Annotated in this window: 21 protein-coding genes; 17 read left to right on the top strand and 4 right to left on the bottom strand. The window is 52.5% G+C overall.

What is annotated here, in order from left to right; genetic code table 11:
* Positions 1-2: 2 nt before the first annotated feature.
* Positions 3-560: a winged helix-turn-helix domain-containing protein gene (locus tag MKY12_RS27045; RefSeq protein ID WP_051478400.1), complete on the bottom strand. Its 558-nt coding sequence runs from the start codon at positions 558-560 to the stop codon at positions 3-5.
* Between the two features lie 308 nt (positions 561-868).
* Between MKY12_RS27045 and tnpA the strand changes: the two genes are divergently transcribed.
* The 6 genes from tnpA (at position 869) to MKY12_RS27015 (ending at position 7368) form a co-directional block, all read left to right on the top strand.
* Positions 869-1270 carry an IS200/IS605 family transposase gene (gene tnpA, locus MKY12_RS27040; RefSeq protein WP_339314980.1) on the top strand — a complete coding sequence of 134 codons (402 nt, stop codon included), beginning with the start codon at positions 869-871 and terminating at the stop codon, positions 1268-1270.
* Between the two features lie 6 nt (positions 1271-1276).
* Entirely contained in the window at positions 1277-2350 is a 1074-nt protein-coding gene (gene tnpB, locus MKY12_RS27035; protein ID WP_339311606.1) for an IS200/IS605 family element RNA-guided endonuclease TnpB, read from the top strand.
* Positions 2351-2520: 170 nt separating this feature from the next.
* Positions 2521-3183, top strand: coding sequence for a DUF6483 family protein (locus MKY12_RS27030; RefSeq protein WP_339311605.1), 663 nt, complete (start codon positions 2521-2523; stop codon positions 3181-3183).
* A gap of 57 nt (positions 3184-3240) precedes the next feature.
* Positions 3241-4422, top strand: a complete 1182-nt coding sequence (locus MKY12_RS27025; RefSeq protein WP_339311604.1) for an SAM-dependent methyltransferase — start codon at positions 3241-3243, stop codon at positions 4420-4422.
* Positions 4423-4427: 5 nt separating this feature from the next.
* On the top strand, positions 4428-4556 hold the full coding sequence (locus tag MKY12_RS27020) for a hypothetical protein (RefSeq protein WP_339311603.1): 129 nt from the start codon (positions 4428-4430) through the stop codon (positions 4554-4556).
* 382 nt (positions 4557-4938) lie between these two features.
* On the top strand, positions 4939-7368 hold the full coding sequence (locus tag MKY12_RS27015; protein WP_339311601.1) for an O-antigen ligase family protein: 2430 nt from the start codon (positions 4939-4941) through the stop codon (positions 7366-7368).
* A 724-nt stretch (positions 7369-8092) separates the two neighbouring features.
* Here the strand turns inward: MKY12_RS27015 and MKY12_RS27010 are convergent.
* Both MKY12_RS27010 and MKY12_RS27005 read right to left on the bottom strand, forming a co-directional pair.
* Entirely contained in the window at positions 8093-8746 is a 654-nt protein-coding gene (locus MKY12_RS27010; RefSeq protein WP_339311599.1) for an SdpI family protein, read from the bottom strand.
* A 36-nt stretch (positions 8747-8782) separates the two neighbouring features.
* Positions 8783-9118 carry an autorepressor SdpR family transcription factor gene (locus tag MKY12_RS27005; RefSeq protein ID WP_209879964.1) on the bottom strand — a complete coding sequence of 112 codons (336 nt, stop codon included), beginning with the start codon at positions 9116-9118 and terminating at the stop codon, positions 8783-8785.
* A gap of 304 nt (positions 9119-9422) precedes the next feature.
* Here MKY12_RS27005 and MKY12_RS27000 point away from each other — a divergent pair, with 304 nt between their 5' ends.
* From MKY12_RS27000 to MKY12_RS26950, 11 genes are all read left to right on the top strand, one after another.
* On the top strand, positions 9423-10037 hold the full coding sequence (locus tag MKY12_RS27000; protein WP_036726220.1) for a DedA family protein: 615 nt from the start codon (positions 9423-9425) through the stop codon (positions 10035-10037).
* A complete protein-coding gene (locus MKY12_RS26995; protein ID WP_036726219.1) occupies positions 10034-10600 on the top strand; it encodes a thioredoxin family protein in 567 nt (188 codons plus the stop codon). The genes MKY12_RS27000 and MKY12_RS26995 overlap by 4 nt, the downstream gene beginning before the upstream one ends.
* A gap of 5 nt (positions 10601-10605) precedes the next feature.
* On the top strand, positions 10606-11235 hold the full coding sequence (locus tag MKY12_RS26990; RefSeq protein WP_036726226.1) for an MBL fold metallo-hydrolase: 630 nt from the start codon (positions 10606-10608) through the stop codon (positions 11233-11235).
* A gap of 217 nt (positions 11236-11452) precedes the next feature.
* Positions 11453-11659 (top strand): hypothetical protein, encoded by a 207-nt coding sequence (locus tag MKY12_RS26985; protein ID WP_339311597.1) that lies wholly within the window; start codon positions 11453-11455, stop codon positions 11657-11659.
* 58 nt (positions 11660-11717) lie between these two features.
* Positions 11718-12260: an RNA polymerase sigma factor SigY gene (sigY, locus tag MKY12_RS26980; RefSeq protein ID WP_209880030.1), complete on the top strand. Its 543-nt coding sequence runs from the start codon at positions 11718-11720 to the stop codon at positions 12258-12260.
* Positions 12250-12570 carry a YxlC family protein gene (locus MKY12_RS26975; RefSeq protein ID WP_209879987.1) on the top strand — a complete coding sequence of 107 codons (321 nt, stop codon included), beginning with the start codon at positions 12250-12252 and terminating at the stop codon, positions 12568-12570. Before sigY ends, MKY12_RS26975 begins: the two co-directional genes overlap by 11 nt.
* 2 nt (positions 12571-12572) lie before the next feature.
* Positions 12573-12800, top strand: coding sequence for a hypothetical protein (locus tag MKY12_RS26970; protein ID WP_339311596.1), 228 nt, complete (start codon positions 12573-12575; stop codon positions 12798-12800).
* A gap of 40 nt (positions 12801-12840) precedes the next feature.
* On the top strand, positions 12841-13032 hold the full coding sequence (locus tag MKY12_RS26965) for a PLD nuclease N-terminal domain-containing protein (RefSeq protein ID WP_036726214.1): 192 nt from the start codon (positions 12841-12843) through the stop codon (positions 13030-13032).
* Complete coding sequence (locus MKY12_RS26960) at positions 13032-13946, top strand: ABC transporter ATP-binding protein (RefSeq protein ID WP_339311595.1); 915 nt, start codon at positions 13032-13034, stop codon at positions 13944-13946. The genes MKY12_RS26965 and MKY12_RS26960 overlap by 1 nt, the downstream gene beginning before the upstream one ends.
* Positions 13943-14716 carry an ABC transporter permease subunit gene (locus tag MKY12_RS26955; protein WP_339311594.1) on the top strand — a complete coding sequence of 258 codons (774 nt, stop codon included), beginning with the start codon at positions 13943-13945 and terminating at the stop codon, positions 14714-14716. The genes MKY12_RS26960 and MKY12_RS26955 overlap by 4 nt, the downstream gene beginning before the upstream one ends.
* Before the next feature lie 157 nt (positions 14717-14873).
* Positions 14874-15257, top strand: coding sequence for an ATPase (locus MKY12_RS26950; RefSeq protein ID WP_339314978.1), 384 nt, complete (start codon positions 14874-14876; stop codon positions 15255-15257).
* Between the two features lie 244 nt (positions 15258-15501).
* Here the strand turns inward: MKY12_RS26950 and MKY12_RS26945 are convergent, their stop codons facing one another.
* Positions 15502-16365, bottom strand: coding sequence for a PocR ligand-binding domain-containing protein (locus MKY12_RS26945; RefSeq protein ID WP_339311593.1), 864 nt, complete (start codon positions 16363-16365; stop codon positions 15502-15504).
* Positions 16366-16406 lie beyond the last annotated feature (41 nt).

The following is a 16406-nucleotide window of genomic DNA, read 5'->3' as shown; positions in this document are numbered from 1 at the left end:
TATTAATGTGCCTCCTCTTCCGGCTGCGCAGCAGCATCGGCAGACTGCAGACGGCCCAGCATCACTTCCACACCGTATTCGTCACCTTCCGTTACCTTGGACTCCCAGGCGGTAATCAGCTCCAGCAGCTCCTGGTGGAATTCCGCAAGCTCCTGAGGAGAGAGAGTAAGTCTGGTATTGAAATGCCGGGTCTGGTCTTCTTCGCGGAAGTGAAGGCTGCGAAGCGCCTCCGAGTGGAACACCGTACCTTTGGAACGGTAAAATTTCTGGATGATTCCTCCTGCGGCTTCTGTACGGACAAGCTCCAGCAGACCGCCCTCATAGAGCTTGACGATATGGTAGTGAATATTACCCGGAGTCTTGTTCAGCTTCTCCGCAACCTGCTTGGATGTAAGCGGCTCTGCCGACAGCGTGTGCATAATCTTAATCCGTAAGGCGCTCTCCAGCAGCTTATCCTGTTCCGGCGTAACGTTCAAAATCCGGTTGCTTGACTGCAGATCCGGTTGACCTGAAACGGCTGCTGTGATGGAGTCTTGCGTGTTGCCGGTTGGCTTGGTCATCAATAAACCTCCTATGTAGGGTCCGTATTAACATGTATACAGTCTGTATCCAATTCCAATCTGCTAAATAGTTCAATCTGTAATACAGATTGGGTAACTGGATTATAGTTCATCATTATAGTGTGGTCAAGACTTAACTCCGCACAGTGGCGCCGGAGAGACGAATGGTTTAACCCTCAGTTGACAGAATTCTCCCATCTTCTTTAAGTGGGGGATGAATGGAAACGGTCTAATCTACATGGTTTCTAACCGCCTAAGATGCTATAATTAAAGTATTCAGTCGTATCTTGGAAAGGTCAGTGAAATTAATGAAATTAGACTCGAATAACCATTCAGTGTTCTCCCTTCACTTCCACCTTATTCTAGTCATCAAGTATCGTAGGAAAGTCATTACAGATCCCATATCCGAACGTCTGAAAGAGATATTTGCATCCATTCAGCCTACTTACAATGTGACTTTGCAGGAATGGAATCATGACAGGGATCACGTTCATATCCTAATGAAAGCTCATCCTAATACCGACATTTCTAAATTTCTCAACGCTTATAAAAGTGCATCATCTAGGTTGATCAAGAAGGAGTTTCCTACCCTCCGAACATCACTTTGGAAAGAGGCCTTTTGGTCACGCTCCTATTGCTTGCTTACCACGGGTGAAGCGCCAATAGACGTCATTCAAAAATACATCGAAACCCAAGGGGTGAAAGGGTGATCGCCATTGCTGAAAGCCTACAAATACCGTATCTATCCTAGCCATGGGCAACAACACTACTTCGCTAAAGTGTTCGGATGCGTTCGCTTCATCTACAACAGAATGCTTGCAGATAAAATTGAACATTACAAGCAAACGGAAACGATGCTGAGGAATACACCCGCACAATACAAAAAGGAATTCGACTGGCTGAAAGAAGTCGATAGCCTTGCCTTAGCGAATGCACAACTGAATTTAGACAAGGCTTATCAGAATTTTTTTCGGGACCAGAAAACGGGATTTCCTAAATTCAAGAGCAAGAAGACGAGTAATCATCGCTTCACAACGAATAACCAAAATGGAACCGTGGCTATAGAGGATGGATATCTTAAGATTCCAAAGCAAAAAACGGGCATTAAAATCAAGCTGCACCGCCCATTCGTGGGACTGATCAAATCATGCACGATTTCAAAAACACCAACGGGAAAGTATTATGCTTCCGTATTGGTTGAAACGGATATCGTCCAGTTGCCCAAAATGCATACGAAGATTGGCGTTGATCTTGGGCTGAAAGACTTTGCTGTGACTTCAAATGGCGAAATCATATCCAATCCTAAATACTTGCGTACGTCTGAAAAGCGATTAGCGAAGCTGCAAAAGGATGTATCGCGGAAGAAGAAGGGAAGCCATAACCGTCATAAGGCTAGGCTGAAAGCTGCCAAGTTACATGAAAAAATAGCGAATCAGCGTAAAGACTTCTTGCATAAAACGTCTGCCAAAATGATAAACGAAAACCAAGTCATCGTGATGGAAGACTTACGTGTAAAGAATATGATGCAGAATCACAAACTTGCAAAAGCGATTAGCGAGGTATCTTGGAGTATGTTCCGTTCGATGCTTGAATATAAGGCTCAATGGTATGGCAGAGAACTTATTATTGCCCCTAAGCACTATGCAAGCAGTCAGCTTTGCTCCTGTTGCGGTTATAAGAACGCAGAGGTGAAGAATCTCGCCTTGCGAGAGTGGACTTGTCCAGAATGTAACGTGCATCATGATCGCGATGTAAACGCTGCTCAAAACCTACTCAAACTAGCCATGTGATATGGCAATGATTGGGCTAGGGACTAGCCTTTGAGCTTGGGTAAACTTGGAGCAGTAGCTTCATTGACCAAGAAGCCGCCACCTCTTAGGTGGATGGTAGTTCACGATGAGTCCAACAGCAAGCATAGGATACAGAAGAGAAGCAACTGCGTAACGAAAGGAGCACGGGTATGTTCCGGAGGGATTATATTGTACGGATGATTGAGGATATGACAGCTATGGTCGCCAAAGTAATGACCCTGAAGCAGGATAAAAAAACAACGGAAGCTCTGTGGGAAGTGGATGAGCTGCTGATGCGGCATTTTCGCCTGAATTCGCGTCTGCTCAATTCGTTGTCCGTAGAGGATATTATTGATATGTTTCGTCTCGGAGGCGTGCTGGAGGCCGACAAGCTGCAAGGAGTAGCCCGGCTGCTGAAGGAGGAAGGCGGGATTTACGCGGCCAAAGGAGATCGGGATGCGGCCCTGTTCAGGGCGATGCGTGCCCTGCATTTATTCATTTATGCCGATCTTCATGGCGCGGACCGTGAGCTGCTGAACATGACAGAAGAGATAAATGAGCTGCTGGAGGAAGTGGAGCCGTACCGCCTTCCCGCCAAGACCGAATGCCTCTTGATGGCTTACCACGAATCCCGGGGACATTACGCCAAGGCGGAGAACAGTCTCTACCGGCTCTGGGAGCAGGGGGAGAATGTAGCGGAGGAAGGCAGAGAGCTGTATGAACGGCTGCTGCTGTTAAGTCCGGAGCAGTTAGCCCAGGGCAGTCTTCCTCTGGAGGAAGTGCAGCAGGGCAGGGAAGAATGGAGCAAGCTCACGGTTAATGCTATAATGTAACGATATTCAGGAGACAACGTGCTCTATTTTATAAACCCGAAAGTGAGATGTACCCATTTGGAAGCGTTGAAGGAATTGATCGAGCAAGTGATAACCGGCCGCACTCTGATTACGGCTACACTAAGCCAGCTGCGCAGCAAGGGCGATGCCGCCTACAATAAAGTACAGGTTAAGCCTGTTGAGCTAAAAGGGAAGCTGCATTATCAGTTTGCCTATTACATCGGCCCTAAGGCCATACACCGCAACATTCCCGCAGAGGATGCCGCTGAAGAGATGCTCTCTTTGCTGAGGGACACCTTCCGCCAAGGTCTGCTGTGTACTGCCGGTGCCGACTATCAGGTGCTGATCAGCAAGAAATACAAGGTATCTATTCTGACCAAATCAGCCAGCAAGCAGGAAGCGCCGGATCTGGCCCATAACCGCCGGAAGCAGTATGTGCTGGATGAGGGGGAGCCGGTGCCGTTTCTGGTCGAGCTTGGTATTATGAACAGCGAAGGCAAGGTGCTGGCCAAGAAATATGATAAGTTCCGCCAGATCAACCGGTTCCTGGAGATGGTTCAGGATGTGCTGGGCGATCTGCCGGCAGGCCGGCCGCTGACGATTGTGGATTTTGGCTGCGGCAAGTCTTATTTGACCTTCGCCCTGTACCATTATCTCGCGGTCCGCGAGCAGCGGGAGCTGAATATTGTCGGCCTTGACCTTAAGGCGGATGTCATTGCGCACTGCGATGCACTGGCTGCCAGGCTGGGTTATGACCGGCTGAAGTTCCTGGTGGGCGATATCGCCGACTATAATGAGCTGGATCAGGTGGACATGGTGGTCACGCTGCATGCTTGTGATACCGCCACCGATGCTGCACTGGAGAAGGCCGTACGCTGGGGCGCATCGGTGATCCTCTCGGTGCCCTGCTGCCAGCATGAGCTGTTCGCGCAGGTAGAGAGCGAGGTGCTGAATCCGCTGCTGTCACACGGCATCCTGAAGGAGCGGTTCTCGGCGCTCGCCACCGATGCGATCCGGGCGAAGCTGCTGGACCTGATGGGATACCGCAGCCAGCTGCTGGAATTCATCGATATGGAGCACACCCCGAAGAACATCCTGATCCGTGCCGTCCGCAGCGACAGCGGTGACCGGGCTGCCAAATGGCGTGAATACACCGCATTCCGCGATTTCCTCGGTGCCAAGCCTTACCTGGAACGCGTCTGCTCCGACCTGCTGCCCGCCGGCAGTACGGAAGTTTAATTCATGTGTTGAATAGTTTAGGGTATGACAGACCGGCCGGCCGCTTCCTGATGGGGGCGGCTGTTTTTGTGTGCGGTTTGGTGCTGGATGGATTGGGTGATCAGGGGATCGAGCCTAATGAGTTGGGCGGATGAAGCAAATGTATGCGAAAAACTGAACACAATTGTTGCTGATGCGAAGGTGAGTAGGCAGGATGATGGCTATAGATAGCTTTTGAGAGACAATAATGCTCCTGAATTGATGGAGGGCCACTTTTGGTGGGATGAGGTGCACAAGTGCTCTTCATTTGAGCGTGAGAGCTGGTTTGGTTGGGATGAGGTGCACAAGTGCTCTTCATTTGAGCGTGAGAGCTGGTTTGGTTGGAATGAGGAGCACAAGTGCTCTTCATTTGAGCAGGTGAGCATCTTTCGGCGGAATGAGGAGCATAAGTGCCCTTCATTTGTGCATATGAGCTAACTTGGGTGGATTAACTGCTACTTCTGTTTTCCGGTAAATATGGGCAGACTGTTAAGCATCATGAGCAATAGGAGATTTAGGATGCGGGTGAACGGGAATGAACGGCAAAGTGATTGGTTGGTTACTTTGGTTTGCGGGTTGGCGTTAATAGCAGCGGGGACGGCGGCGTGTGTGCTGAGAGGGTTCTTTTTCACCGGGGAGATGTATTTGTTCCTGACGGTGTGGTTTGGCTTGTGCGGAGTCTTGCTGGGATTGGTACTTATCTATATGGCGGCTGGTAGAGGGGCGCAAGTAGAGGAGCAGCCTGAACGTAGAAAGCATATTCGGGAGTTGGCTGGCAGTATAGGTGGAGGGAGGGGGCTGGCTGTCTGGGGGTTACTCAGCGCTTGTGTGCTACTCTGTCTCTTATACGCTATCCAGGCACTAGGCAGACCCGTATCCGTCCAAGGAACAGTGAATGAAATGCTGCGCTCAAGCTTCTACACTAGCTTTGTTACATTCGCTTTGCTGGCGGCGCGAACCCGCTGGGGAGTAACTCTTCTTGCAGCAGTGTGGCATTTGCTTGGAATCGCTATCAGTTTGTCTGCCCTTTTGGCGGTCTGCGGAGGTCTGCCGATTCCTTATGCGGTGGCGTATACCCAATCGCCGGGAGTCAGTGCCACTGGTGCCAGGCTGGCCGGGCTGCTTCAGTATCCGAATGCCTTTGGTGCGGTGATGGCCATGTATTTACTGGAACGGCTGTTTGCAGCCGCTTATAGCTTCGGGTCTGGAGATTCTGGGAAAGCAGCGGATGGGGAGAAGAACGGTGCGTTTGGAGGCGTGGCTGTAGCCGGAGTAGATAAGGGAGGTGCAGGCAGCAGTGCGGTGCGTGCGAGTGTCAGCGGAGCGGGTGAGGCAGGTGCAGAAGGTGTGGGTGTGGGCAATAATGCGGTGCGTATGGATGACAGTGGAGCGTGTGAGGTAGGTACAGAAGGCGCGGGTACAGGCAATAATGCTGAGCGTATGGGCGTCAGCGGAGAGGGTGAGGTAGGTACAGGAGATGCAGCCATCAGTGCGAAGCGGACCGGAACCTGGTCCGCTTCGCACTGGCTAAGAGCGGCGCGCCTGCTGCCGCTCTTCCCGTACGCCGCCGCGCTGCTGCTCAGCGAGTCGCGCGGCGCATGGCTGGCTGCGGCTGCCGCCGGTGCCGCAGCCCTTCTCCTGAAGCGGCAACTGTTCGTGCCGCTTCTAATCACCGGCGCCGCCCCCGTTGCCGCGGCGGCGCTGCTCTACCGCCAGCTGGCCCGCTCCGGGCTGGCGGCAGAGCCCCTGCCCGGCCTGCTGCTGCTGGCCGGGCTTTGGGCCGGCGCGTGGCTAGCCGGCCTGTGGCTGCACCGCCGCAGCTGCCGTGCGGCGGGAGGACACCGCGCCGCCCTGCTGGCGCTGGCGGCGGCGGGCTGGACGGCGGCGGCCAGCGCCGTCCTGCTGCTGGTACGCGCGCGGATCACCGGGCCGTCACCGACGGCCGACGCGCGCGGGCTGTTCTACCGCGACGCTTGGAAGCTCGCGGCAGAAGCGCCTTGGCTGGGGCGCGGGGGCGAGACCTGGCGGCATACGTACCTTGCCGCCCAGTCCCGCCCCTACGTGGGCAGCCAGGTGCACAGCGGTTACCTCGACATCCTGCTGAACCTCGGGATGGCGGGTCTGGCTGCGGTCATCCTGCTGCTTCTGGCCGCAGGATGGCTGGTATTCAAGGCATCACCAAGGCTGCTTCCGCCTCTGCTGGTGATTATTCTGCATAGCGCAGCCGATTTCGACTGGAGCTATGGACTGGTCTGGTTGCTGCTGCTCCTGCTGCCCGCTTGGGCAATTGCCGAAGCAAACAGCCGGACCGCTAGGACGGCTGTCCCTACAGTTCTGCATGACTCCCGTTGGCGGCGCAGCAAGCCGGCTGGCCAGCGAAAGAACCGGCTTCGCCGATTATGGAGATACGCAGGCATAACCGTTCTCTGCGGGCTGACCCTTCTATGCAGCAGTCTTTCCTTCCAGGCCATGAAGGGGGCCGCCCTATTCAAGCAGGCGGTCAGGGAGAGTGATCCTGCCGTAAGAATTACGCTGCTGCAGCAATCACTGAGCTGGAACCCGAGAGAGCCGCAGACTGCGGTTGCATTATCGCGGCTGCTTCCACAGAAGCAGGGGGTTGATCTGCTCCTGCGAAGCCTGTTATTCTCTCCGGGGGACGTTGCCCTGCACGGGGAGCTTGCGGCAAGTTCTCTGCGGGGCAGTGATCCTGGAGAAGCGCTATACTGGGTCCGCCGCAGTCAACAGACAGATCACTTTAATGCTGCCAGAAGGCTTGCTGCTTTAAAAGGAATGCTTGAGATGGGGGAACGCAGCTTGGCAGAGGGAGACAGACGTATAGCGGCGGACAGCGCGGCGGCGGGACTAGAGCTGCTGCGGCAACAGCCTGCTGACCGCCAAGGAGCAGGACAGAGGACCGCAGCACAATGACCGCAACTTCACCCTGCTTCCGCAGAGTGCAGGGATCTACTTTCAGTTAACACATTTACAGTCCCAGGCGCTGCTTAGCTCCAACGACAGATAAGACGCACCTCATATTGGAACCGGAGCTTGATCTGAGGTGGTGAACATATCAGCATAATGACTGCAGCTTCATCCTAGTACCTCATCAGATTTAAAATAGTGGAGAAGAAGCAATTACCCTTCAAATTACATCTTTTCCAAGCGGGGATTGTTCTTCAGGGGCGTTTGGCTTAGCGTAACGGACTGAGGTGCTCTTAATTTGGGAAGAAAGGCGCCAACTGGGCGAGTGACGGACTCCATGGGCCTTATCCTTTACACTTCGGCTCCAAAACGTCTCGTAGGGAGACAATAAGGCCGCCTGAGTCCGTTACGCTGCAAAAAGTGGCGTTTTCGTGGGGATAAGGTCTCTCCGGTCCGTTAGATTTCGGGGTGGAGTTTAACAAGCTTATCCACCCTTTTAAACCTGACACTGTACTAGTAGCGCATCAGATTAAAAATAGTGGGTGGGCATGATGAGGCCTGAAGGACTAAAAGAGTGCAGTCCTCGGGCCCAATGTATGCGAAAAACCGAACACAATAATAGGTGTTATCGCTTTACTGACCCAATCCATAAATTTAATTGACGCTGTACTAGGACTGCCGCCGCCGCCCATTACCCAAGCCACAGTTTCTAGCCATCCCCGGACTAATCTCAGACTTTTACACTCCGTGAGATCAGCCATGAGTACACAATAGGGACAATAGTCATGATTACCAGAGCGGTGATGATCATGCTGATCGACAGCGTAGCGGGCATGAAGGCCGCAAGCGCAATTAGCAGACCACCGGTCACCCACATTCTTCCGGAGAAACGGTGGGTTCTCCGCCATACGGCAGGGTTATGCAGCGTCCAAGGCGTGCGGACTCCCGTGAAATAATTATCCCTGATCTGCGGCAGGAAATTCCCGATTACAGCCAGCAGCAGTCCCACACTTACAGTAGCCCACTTCGCGGCGGTGAAATGCTCATCCAGCCCGTAGCTCACCGACAGCACAAGGGCGGCATCACATATGACGGCAATGGTGAGACGGCCCATTTTGTAAGCCCCCTGGAACTTATTATAATTCTCTCCCTTGGGATCAATATTACGTATAAACTGTATCGCCAAAGGAAAAATCAATCCCATAAAAGAGAACAAAGCAATAACCGAACCCTTGCTCCAGTAAGTGTTAACCTTGCCGGTAAGACTGAATTGGGCGGGAAGCTGATCCGGCAGCCTGCCGTAATTCACCAGCGCATAGCCCAGTGAGAGGAACCCGAGAATGACAATCAGCGTATCCTGCCACTTCCATGTGAAATTCTTCATCAATGTTCATCCTCCGTATGTTTAATAGCGTGCGGGTTACTTTTTCCTTTTGGGTCCTGAACCCTTTGAGCCAACATCCGCATGTTCTTCGGGTTGGCTGTCCGTACTGCCCTTGCCTGTACCCGTCAATTCGAGAAACCAGCCAAGCACCTCTTCAAGTACCGTGGAGTCCAGCGAATAGACGATGAATTGCCCGTTACGTTCGTCCTGCACCAGCCCCGCGTGCTTCAGCGCATTGAGGTGGTGAGAGATGCTGGGCTTCGTCATATTGAAAAAATCGGCGATTTCCCCGGCCGTCCGGTCCTTTTCACGCAGCAGCCGGAGAATTTGCCTCCGGGTCGGGTCAGCGAGCGCTTTGAACGATTCATTCAACTCCATGTCCTCCTTTCGACATTTAAATAATTATCTAAATATATATTATGTGTCGATTCCAATCTTTGTCAATATAGAAACTCATATATGTTTCACGCTATAAATTATCCTTCTATGTCCCGCTGAAACGCTGCCGCCCTTTAAAAGAATGCCCAACCCCTTTCCACTTGTATTCCTCAACTAGAAGTCGTAAGCCTGCATATGCTAGAATAGGCTAGGAGAAGCTGGATACATAGAGCGGTTAAGCAGATGGGTTCTGCCAGCAGAATACCAGGCTATTACGCCATACGGGAGGAGACCTGCAGTGCACTTTATATCTGATGTCATTTCACATTTGTTTGAATGGATTCAGTCTCTGGGCTACTTTGGAATTATGATCGGGCTCATGATTGAAGTCATTCCAAGTGAGATTGTCCTGGCTTTTGGCGGCTATTTGGTCTCACAAGGCGATATTAACTTTTTTGGCGCCGTGCTGTTCGGTACCGTCGGGGGAGTGATCGCCCAGATCTTTGTTTATTGGATTGGCCGTTATGGCGGCAGGCCTGTGCTGGAGAAGTACGGCAAGTACATTTTCATCTCCAAAAAGCATATTGACCACTCTGAAGAATGGTTTCAAAAGTATGGAACCGGTGTGATTTTCACCGCCCGCTTTATCCCGGTTGTCCGCCATGCCATATCGGTCCCGGCCGGTATTTCCCGCATGCCGCTGGGCAAATTCACTTTGCTGACAACCCTTGCAGTCATTCCATGGAGCGCGTTGTTTGTCTATCTGGGGTATACGCTTGGAGACAAGTGGGAGACCATTGATGAGGTCGCAGCCAAGTACACTCATGAGATTCTTCTTGGCGCTATTGCGGTAATTATTCTGTATTTCCTGTTCAAGTGGTACAAATCCAAAAAGAAGGGTAGTGCAGTATGAAGCAGAATGTAGCATCCAAATTTGGCCAAGGCCTGACTCCGCGCCAGTTCGTGGAAGCGATGACGAAGAACCAGCAGGCTTTTGAATCCTGGTATGAGAAGTTCACCTGGGAAGACGAGAGTGACCGCGAATATTTCGAGAGCCTGAATCACCGTGATGATCTGCGTGTGCTGATTCTGGCTGCGGACTGGTGCGGAGATGTGGTCCGCAATGTCCCGGTGGTCTTCCGGATTCTGGAGACTGCGGGTATCAAGACGGAAGTGCTGATTCTCGAAGAGAACCAGGACCTGATGGATAACTTCCTGACCATGGGCGGCCGTTCCGTTCCCATCGTGATTTTTGCAGACACCGGAGGTTATGTACTGGGGCAGTGGGGACCGCGTCCGGAGCATGTCCAGACCCTGATGAGAGAATTCAAACGGGAGAACCCGGACCGCGAAGCAGCGGACTATGACAGCAAAATTACCGAAGTGCGCAAAGCAATGGGGCAAGCCTACGGAGAAGGAACGGAATCACACGCAGTTATCGCCAAAGAGCTGCGCAGTCTGATCTCCGGATTCTAATGCCGATGCTTAATATTCGTTCTTATAATCTGGGGGCACTCCAGACCAATGCCTACCTTCTGACGGGGGCAGACCCTAAGCGCGGTGTCATCATTGATCCGGGTGCTAATCCTGCGGGTCTGCTCCGCGGCGCTGAGGGAATGGAGATTGAAGCGATTCTGCTGACGCATGCCCATTTTGACCATATTGCCGGGCTGGACGAGGTCCGCAAAGCGAAGAAGTGCCCGGTCTATATCCATCCGCTGGAGAGCGAGTGGCTGGGCAGCCCGAAGCTGAACGGCTCCTTGATGTGGCCTGATACCACGCCTCCCGTCAGCACAGATCCGGCAGAATACGATCTGGCGGAAGGCCAGATTCTGAAGCTGCTAGGCCTTTCTTTCCGGGTGCTGCATACGCCGGGACATTCACCGGGAAGCGTCAGCTTCCTGTGCGGGAATGATTTGTTCGCTGGTGATGTCTTGTTCAAAATGGGAGTGGGACGTACCGATCTTCCGGGCGGCAGAGAACGGGATCTGATCGACTCGATCCGCGGCAAGCTGTACCGGCTGGACGAGGAAGTGAGAGTGTTCCCCGGACATGGTCCGCGAACCTCCATCGGCTATGAGAAGCTTCACAACCCTTATGTTCCGATGTAAGAGAACGCCAAAGCCGTTTCCGTTTGCCGTGTAACGACATCTTTTGGCCGGATCTGACACAAACCGGGAAATTAGAGGTAGACAAGCCGGGGCCAGATTGTTACAATATGGTTAATTAAATGTAACATTTACCTCGCGAAGCACGCAGACTGTGGAATAATCCCGGTTTGCGTTCTTTTTTTTGCCTATAGAGATGAATTTTATTGGGGGAAGCAGAATGAAGGATAATATGCATTGCCAGTTGGATTACGGGGAATTAGAAGCGAAAGATTCATTGATAGCGGAGCGGAATGAAGTGAATGATCCGGCCGGGAAGAGTGATACTAAGTATACGCTGTTCTGGAGCTTTCCCGGAGGCAAGGGCGCTATTCAGCCATGGAGACGCAGACTGTGGGAGCTGCAGAATAATTCTGACTCGGAATGAACGATAACTATTACATAGACGTATTACAGGTGTGACAGAAGAGATAAGGGGAGGGGCTATGGGCGACACGACGCTGGAGATGATCAGTCAGGCACAGCAGGGTGACGCTGCCGCACTGGCGGTGTTGCTGCGGGAGCATTATCCCTTCCTGTACAAGTATCTGATCAAAGCGACACTTGACCCTTTGCTTGCGGAAGAGATTGCTCAGGACACGATGGTCAGATGCATGGAGAAGATCGGGACTTATAATGGTACCTCGGCATTCTCTTCATGGCTAATTACCATTGGCAGCCGGTTGTATATTGACCGTAAGCGGCGCTGGAGCCGGGAGGCACAGTGGCGGGAAGGGCAGATGCAGGAGCAGGGGAACCGCAGTCTGCGCTGGAGCTTTGAGAGCCGGAATATGGAGTGGAGTGAAGTGCTCGACGCCTTGTCGCGTCTATCCTCTGCGCACAGAATGGCTGTGCTGCTGAAGCATTATTACGGATACAGCTACGATGAGATCGGGGAGATGCTGGAGATCCCTTCCGGAACGGTCAAATCACGGGTAGCTGCCGGACTGGGTCAACTGCGAAAGGAGCTGAATGAGGATGAGGTTTAAGAGTGACGAGGAGCTGCTGGGTAAGCTGTCCGAAGAACTGGATCATCTGGATATGCTGTACGCCGATGTTACTCCGCCCTCCTTGCCGGAGCTGGAGCAGCTAATTGCCGGGGAAGCTGTCCGCCGGAGGAAGCGGCGCCGTAAGGAACTGCTGCTATTCATTCTAGTGGCTCTTGTGCTGGTTACCATAGTGATTTCTGTTCTAAGTACGGCGCCGGTGCTGTATTGGAGTCTGCAGGCAGTGTTCATTCTGAGCGCACTTGGCAGCCTGGGAGCAGCGCGGATCAGACACGGGCGGGAGGAATCATAATCGTGAAGGAGCTGCAGGAGATACCTGTTTGGATTTGGATAATTCTTGCAGTTGTGCTGCTGCTGCAGGGAACCTGGCTGTTCCGTGATGCCAGGGACAGAGGTCAGGGGATGAAGGCCTGGTTCTGGGGAATCTGGGGACTTACCGGTGCACCGTCACCGGCAGTATGTTACCTGCTGTTTGTAGTTCTTCCAGATAAGCGCAAACGGAAGGCTGGAAGGAGCCGCTGAGACAATCGTCCCTTGCCAGGGAGACAAGGAGGATACCTTTATGAAGGATTTGAATTGGGGATTGATTGGGCCGCTGCTTGCACTGCAGGTAGTGCTGGCAATAATCGGTCTGATTTCATTGAGCAAGACAGAGCAAGTACGCGGACCGAAATGGATGTGGGTTCTGTTCTTGATTTTTGGCAACCTGCTGGGCAGCGTGGCTTACTTCACTCTGGGAAGGAAAGAATTCTGATGCCGCTGCTTGAGGTCAAGGATCTTCACAAGAGCTTTAAGGGGCATCCCTCGGTGAACGGCATCAGCTTTGGAATTGAAGCAGGACGCTGTGTCGCGCTGCTCGGACCCAATGGAGCCGGGAAGACTACAACGCTGCGTATGCTTGCCGGTCTTCTGCCGCAGACTGCCGGAACGATCACTTTTGGCGGGGGCTCTCCGGGGACGGATTACCGTCAGTATTTGGGTTATCTCCCCCAAGCCCCGGCTTTTTACAACTGGATGAGCGGTCACGAATACATCTTATTTGCCGCCAGGATGAGCGGCATGAATGCACGGGAGGCTGCGGCGGCATCGGGCGCTGTGCTGGAGCGTGTGGGACTAGGCTCTGCGGCACGGCGACGGATTGGCGGTTATTCCGGGGGGATGAAGCAGCGCCTTGGGCTGGGCCAGGCCCTGGTACACCGACCGCGCCTGCTTTTGCTGGATGAGCCTGTCTCTGCGCTTGATCCTATCGGACGCCGGGAAGTCATGGAGCTGCTCAGGGACATCCGGGAGGAGACAACTGTTATTTTCTCCACGCATGTGCTGCATGATGCGGAAGAGATATGCGATGATGTCGTATTGATGAACAAGGGGACTATAGCCGTTCAAGGAACCTTGTCCAGTCTCCGCGCAGAGTACAGTCTACCGGTAATCCGGCTCACTACAAGGAAAGAAGATTCGGCTATCCGCTGGCTTGAAGCGCTTAGACACAAGGACTTTATTGAAGAAGCGCTAATTTCGGATGGTAAGGCCGTGTTCAACGTCACAGATGTAGCACTCGCCCGCCGGACGCTCTTGCAGGAAGCTGTGGAGCTGGATATTCCGCTGCTGCAATTTGAAGCAGGCTCATCGACACTGGAGGACCTGTTCATGAAGGTGGTGGGAACATGAGGAGACTTTGGGCTCTATATTTGAAGGAGATGCTGGAGAGTGTGCGCAGCTATAAGCTGATTTGGATTCCGGTGGTGTTTATTGTTCTGGGAATTATGCAGCCGCTGGTCAGCTTTTATATGGCGGATATCCTGGCGTTCTCTTCCAATGTCCCGGCTGAATTGATGGAGAATATGGAGAGACCGGCCGCGTCCTCTGTAATGGCTCAGGCCCTGGGCCAGTATGGAACAATTGGGATGCTGATTCTGGTGCTGGGAACGATGAACAGCCTGGCAGGTGAACGCAGCAGCGGCACCTCAGAACTGTTAATGGCGAAGCCGGTCTCCTCAATATCCATTGTTGCAGCCAAATGGACCGCGAACTTCACAGTGCTGGTTATTGCCATTGGGCTGGGGGCAGCGGGAGCGGCTTATTATACAGTACAGCTTATGGGGGCTCTATCCTGGCGGGATGTGATTGCAGCGTCCGGACTGTATGCGCTGTGGCTGCTCTGTGCGGTGTCGCTTACGCTGCTCTTCAGTGCCTGGCTGCGCGGGCCTGCTGCTGCCGGTCTAGCTCTCCTGCTGGCAGCGGTCATGAGCCTCGTCCATGGCCTGTTGCCGGTTAAGCTGAACTGGATGCCTGCTTCTCTGCCGGGAATGTCTGCCGGTGTGCTTGCAGATGGAGGCACCGGAGTAAGCTTGGCGCCCATTGTCTCCGCCGTGCTCCTGATTATTATTTGTATTGCCGGTGCCTCACTGCTGGCTGGGAGGAATAAATTGCCAGTATAGCAAGCTTTGCAATAAGTAAGCGATCTTTCATGAATTTTCAGACTGTTTTCTGCGGAAATTCATCGTACCATCATCCTGCTGCTGGACAGCTCTATCTTTTTTTAGTAGACTGTTGAAACAAGCAGATCCATGATAGATTTGGTCAGGAGGTAGGATGATGCTGCGTTTAGGAGAGAAGATTGTCATTGTCGCGGACGCTTTTGAGCAGAGTCTTCCTATCGGAGACTATGGCTACCTGATTGCTTACGACCGCAATCCTGATAATGCGTTTGATTATGTCATTCGTGTTCCCGAAGCTAACCGGAATTTCTATGTTACGGCAGAGGATATTGAGGCCGAGGAGCAATTGCTGGTAGCAGAAGCCGAGAGAGCCACGCACGAAGCGCTGATAGATTATGCACTGTCAACGTACAACGAGAAGCTGTTCCATCACCTGATGAACGGCGAAGAAGTTGAAGTGGAAGAGATAGAGACAACATCCCAAGAAGGTTTGTCCCAGGCGGATTTCATCAAGCAGGTGAATCTTCGCGCTTGGATTTAAGTAAGAGCCGGCGAATGCCGGCTTTTTTTTGTCTTGTGATAAGATAGGCACGCCGCCTATAATCCACACCCTTGAAACAAAATGACTATTAATTCAAACGAATATTACTATTTTGGTCCAGGGAACGGATGATAAGATCAGCACAGAGCAGGGCAGGGCAGAATTGCTAGAAGCCGGGGGTGATAACAGAGGCTAGTGACGCTAGCTGCCACCTCTGATGTATACGCTTCCAATTCGGGTGCGATCAGAAACGGCCCGGAGTGCGTCCTTGTAAAGTGTTTTCTTTGCGGTAGACTCTGGGCAATGTGCCGGTGACCCTTTTGAAGGCTTTGGTAAAGTAATTATAATCGGGAATGCCGACTTGCTCCGCAATTTCGTAAATCGGACTGTCGGTGTCACCCAGCAGCCTTTTGGCCATTTGGATACGGAGGCTACGGATATATTCTGCAATGCCCATGCCAAAGTTCTGCTCCGAGAGCTTATAGAGATGGGATTTGCTGATGCTGAATGCTTTGCACAGAACGGGAACGGAGAGCGGTTCCTGGATATGCTCTGTAATATAACCGTCGATCTTTTGTGCCAGCGTATCCTCCTTCAGAACCAGCATCCGGGATAGATACAGGTAGCTGGCGCTCATCTCCATGGTTTTGGCGTAAGCATCAATGACTTCCTTGGAGATGTGTTTTTTGCGCTGGAAGGCGCTGTACAGTTTATTCATATCCACATTATAGGGACTCATATTCTCACAGACCTTCTCCCATAACTCATCACGGGACCCGGTCTGCAGCAATTGGCCGAACATAATATATCCGATGACCTGATTGTCCGTTTGAATAGGAACCACCGTTTCGGTAAGTCCGGCATGACATTGATAGGTGTAGAGGGTTTTCTCCTTTTTCACTTGGGTGCAGGCTGCCTGGTCACAGAGGATGCACTGGGCCTCCGCGCGCGGATCACTGCGAATGATATGGCAATATGTCGAATGGCGGGTGGGATAGGCAGCCAGCTCAGTAAAGGAATTGTCGAAAATCACGGTGCGAATACCGGTCAATGTATAGAAATTGCGCAGCAATTCCTTGACTTCGGGCAGGTTGAACAACAAGCTCATGGTTCGGCCTCCTCTTCTTCCGGGCTAATCTGCGTTGCTGG

This window comes from Paenibacillus sp. FSL M7-0896, assembly GCF_037975415.1.
Classification (GTDB): Bacteria; Bacillota; Bacilli; order Paenibacillales; family Paenibacillaceae; genus Paenibacillus_AQ; species Paenibacillus_AQ silagei.
Note: the sequence above shows the minus strand (reverse complement) of the source record. Positions and strands in the feature narration are given on the sequence as shown.

Bases quoted from the DNA above. Each gene is read 5' to 3' on its own strand.
- MKY12_RS26975 (WP_209879987.1), top strand. From the start codon at position 12,250: ATGAGGTTTAAGAGTGACGAGGAGCTGCTGGGTAAGCTGTCCGAAGAA.
- MKY12_RS26965 (WP_036726214.1), top strand. From the start codon at position 12,841: ATGAAGGATTTGAATTGGGGATTGATTGGGCCGCTGCTTGCACTGCAG.
- MKY12_RS27010 (WP_339311599.1), bottom strand. From the start codon at position 8,746: ATGAAGAATTTCACATGGAAGTGGCAGGATACGCTGATTGTCATTCTC.
- MKY12_RS26985 (WP_339311597.1), top strand. From the start codon at position 11,453: ATGAAGGATAATATGCATTGCCAGTTGGATTACGGGGAATTAGAAGCG.
- MKY12_RS26955 (WP_339311594.1), top strand. From the start codon at position 13,943: ATGAGGAGACTTTGGGCTCTATATTTGAAGGAGATGCTGGAGAGTGTG.
- MKY12_RS26950 (WP_339314978.1), top strand. From the start codon at position 14,874: ATGCTGCGTTTAGGAGAGAAGATTGTCATTGTCGCGGACGCTTTTGAG.
- MKY12_RS26990 (WP_036726226.1), top strand. From the start codon at position 10,606: ATGCTTAATATTCGTTCTTATAATCTGGGGGCACTCCAGACCAATGCC.
- MKY12_RS27015 (WP_339311601.1), top strand. From the start codon at position 4,939: ATGAGCAATAGGAGATTTAGGATGCGGGTGAACGGGAATGAACGGCAA.
- MKY12_RS26945 (WP_339311593.1), bottom strand. From the start codon at position 16,365: ATGAGCTTGTTGTTCAACCTGCCCGAAGTCAAGGAATTGCTGCGCAAT.
- MKY12_RS26960 (WP_339311595.1), top strand. From the start codon at position 13,032: ATGCCGCTGCTTGAGGTCAAGGATCTTCACAAGAGCTTTAAGGGGCAT.
- MKY12_RS26995 (WP_036726219.1), top strand. From the start codon at position 10,034: ATGAAGCAGAATGTAGCATCCAAATTTGGCCAAGGCCTGACTCCGCGC.
- MKY12_RS27045 (WP_051478400.1), bottom strand. From the start codon at position 560: ATGACCAAGCCAACCGGCAACACGCAAGACTCCATCACAGCAGCCGTT.
- tnpA (WP_339314980.1), top strand. From the start codon at position 869: ATGAAATTAGACTCGAATAACCATTCAGTGTTCTCCCTTCACTTCCAC.
- sigY (WP_209880030.1), top strand. From the start codon at position 11,718: ATGGGCGACACGACGCTGGAGATGATCAGTCAGGCACAGCAGGGTGAC.
- MKY12_RS27030 (WP_339311605.1), top strand. From the start codon at position 2,521: ATGTTCCGGAGGGATTATATTGTACGGATGATTGAGGATATGACAGCT.